Below are 2,877 nucleotides of genomic sequence, written 5' to 3'. Positions count from 1 at the left end.
GCCCATTCCAGCACCTGCATGCCGCCCATCGAGCCGCCGAGCACGCAAAACAGTTTCTCGATGCCGAAATGGTCGATCAGCATTTGCTGCGCCCGCACCATGTCGCGGATGGTGATGATCGGCAGGTCGAGCCCATACGGCTTGCCGGTGGCCGGATTGGTCGAAGCCGGGCCGGTGGAGCCAAGGCAACCGCCGATGACGTTGGAGCAGATGACGAAGAAACGATTGGTGTCGATGATCTTGCCGGGGCCGATCAGCACTTCCCACCAGCCAGGCTTGCCGGTCACCGGATTGGTGCTGGCGACGTGCTGGTCTCCGGTCAGCGCATGGCAGACGAGGATGGCGTTGGAGCGGGCATCGTTCAGCGTGCCATAGGTCTGGTAGGCGATCTGGAACGGTGACAGCAGCGTGCCGGCGTCCAGCTTGAGCGGCTTGTCGGATCCAAAACGCAAAACCGGGCTCGACGGTTGGTCGACCTCGTTGTTGGTTTTGCGGGCACGCAGAACGGCCATGACATCCATCTCACACTTTGAGCCCACGCATCGCACTCGTCGAAAGTCGATGCCGATACGGGTGTCCGGCCGGCGCGGACAACAAAAAACCGGCATTGCGGTCGCAAAGCCGGTTACAGGATGCAAACGGCCCTTTAGCAAGTTGTTTAACGTGGCTGCAAGCCGACCGGCCAAATCACCACGGAAGTTCGCTCCCCTTCTAGGGCTGTGGCGCGCCGGCGTCAACGGCCTGCCTTGGGCGGGAGGCTGTCGCCTCTCGACATTGCAGGCCACGGCTTGTATTTCCGCTGCGGCTTCCCTCAGGAAGCGTTCTCGACGGATTTTGCGACATGAGCCAGACACCGGACCAGGCACGTCCAACCCCGCGCGCGGGCATCATGGACATAGACGCCTATGTGCCGGGCAAGAGCACGGCGCCTGCCGGCGTCGCCAAGGTCCACAAGCTGTCCTCCAACGAGAACCCGCTCGGGCCCTCGCCGAAGGCGATCGAAGCCGCGCGCGAGATTGCCGGCAAGCTCGACATCTATCCCGACGGCACCGCCAGGCGGCTGCGCGAAGCGATCGCCGAGGTGCATGGCCTCAACCCGCAGAACATCATCTGCTCCAACGGCTCCGACGAGATCCTCGGCCTGCTGGCGCAGACCTATCTGGCGCCCGGCGACGAGGCCGTCATCACCGAACACGCCTTCATGGTCTACAAGATCTACATCCAGTCGGCGGGCGCCGTTCCGGTGACGATCAAGGAAACAGACGAGCGCGCCGATATCGACGCCATCCTGGCCGCCGTCACGCGGCGCACCAAGATCGTGTTCCTCGCCAATCCCAACAACCCGACCGGCACTTATGTGCCGTTCCAGGAGGTGCGGCGGCTGCATGCCGGTCTGCCCAGGCACGTGCTTCTGGTGCTCGACGCGGCCTATGCCGAATATGTCCGCCGCAACGACTATGAGGCCGGCATCGAACTGGTCGGCAGCGCAGAGAACGTGGTGATGACCCGGACCTTCTCCAAGATCGGCCTTGGCGGGGCGCGGATCGGCTGGATGTACGGGCCGATGCACATCGTCGACGCCATCAACCGCGTGCGCGGCCCCTTCAACGTCAATGCGACGGCGATCGAGGCCGGCATCGCCGCCATTCGCGATCGCGCCCATGTCGAGCGCAGCGTGGCGCACAACGAGACCTGGCTGGCCTGGCTGAGTGAGGAATTCACAAAGCTTGGATTGCGGGTGACGCCCAGCGTCGGCAATTTCATCCTCATTCATTTTCCAGAGGACCAGAAACATTCGGCAGCGGCGGCGGACGACTATCTGACGGCGCGCGGCTATATATTGCGGCGCGTTTCGGGCTATGGCTTTCCCAACGCGCTGCGCATGACCGTCGGTACCGAACAGGCCAATCGCGGCGTTGTCGCCGCTCTCACGACATTCCTGAAAAGCTAGAAACCATGACATCACCGATGTTTGAAAAGATCGCGCTGGTCGGCATCGGCCTGATCGGCTCGTCGCTGGCCCGCGTCATCCGCCGCGAGGGCCTCGCCCGCCACGTATCCATCTCGACCCGCAGTGCGGCGACGCTGGCACGGGCCGAGGAGCTTGGGCTGGGCGATAGCTATAGCACCGATGCGAGAGAAGCTGTCCGCGATGCCGACCTGGTCATCATTTCGGTGCCGGTCGGCTCGTCCGGCACGGTTGCCGAGGAAATCGCGCCGGCGCTGAAGCCGGGCGCGATCCTCACCGATGTCGGCTCGACCAAGGCGTCTGTCATTGCGCAAATGCAGCCTTATGTGCCTGAAGGTGTCCATTTCATTCCCGGCCACCCGCTGGCGGGCACAGAAAAATCCGGCCCCGACGCCGGTTTCGCCGACCTGTTCGACAATCGCTGGTGCATCTTCACGCCGCTGCCCGACACCGACCCGGACGCGTTGGAGAGGCTGTCGGAGTTCTGGCGGCGCTGCGGCGCCAACATCGACACGATGGATCCCCAGCATCACGATATGACGCTGGCCATCGTCTCGCATCTGCCGCACATCATCGCCTACAACATCGTCGGCACCGCCGATGATCTGCAGTCGGTGACCAAATCCGAAGTGATCAAATATTCGGCTTCCGGCTTCCGCGACTTCACCCGCCTTGCCGCCTCCGATCCGACCATGTGGCGGGATGTCTGTCTGCACAACAAGGACGCCATCCTCGAAATGCTGGCGCGGTTCTCGGAGGATCTGGCGTCGCTGCAGCGCGCAATCCGCTGGGGCGACGGCGAAAAACTCTTCGACCTGTTCACCCGCACCCGCGCCGTGCGCCGCTCGATCATCGAAGCCGGCCAGGACATCGACGTTCCCGATTTCGGCCGTCAGGCGGTCGAGCAC

3 protein-coding genes and 1 riboswitch are annotated in these 2,877 nt (G+C 63.4%); of the genes, 2 read left to right on the top strand and 1 reads right to left on the bottom strand.

Annotated features, from left to right (window positions below; all coding sequences use genetic code 11):
• Positions 1-512, bottom strand: a 512-nt coding sequence (locus tag EN879_RS30750; RefSeq protein ID WP_127274472.1) for an alpha/beta fold hydrolase, incomplete at its 3' end; no start/stop codon positions are given.
• Between the two features lie 114 nt (positions 513-626).
• Positions 627-704, bottom strand: a riboswitch (SAM riboswitch).
• A gap of 137 nt (positions 705-841) precedes the next feature.
• Between EN879_RS30750 and hisC the strand changes: the two genes are divergently transcribed.
• Positions 842-1,951, top strand: a complete 1,110-nt coding sequence (hisC, locus tag EN879_RS30745; protein WP_063169099.1) for a histidinol-phosphate transaminase — start codon at positions 842-844, stop codon at positions 1,949-1,951.
• 5 nt (positions 1,952-1,956) lie between these two features.
• On the top strand, positions 1,957-2,877 hold a 921-nt coding region (locus EN879_RS30740), incomplete at its 3' end, for a prephenate/arogenate dehydrogenase family protein (protein WP_206521033.1).

The sequence above is a fragment of the Mesorhizobium sp. M7A.F.Ca.AU.002.02.1.1 genome (genome assembly GCF_003998535.1).
In the GTDB taxonomy this organism is placed as follows: domain Bacteria; phylum Pseudomonadota; class Alphaproteobacteria; order Rhizobiales; family Rhizobiaceae; genus Mesorhizobium; species Mesorhizobium ciceri.
Note: the sequence above shows the minus strand (reverse complement) of the source record. Positions and strands in the feature narration are given on the sequence as shown.

Coding starts and splice junctions, on each gene's coding strand:
- hisC (WP_063169099.1), top strand. CDS start 842: ATGAGCCAGACACCGGACCAGGCACGTCCAACCCCGCGCGCGGGCATC.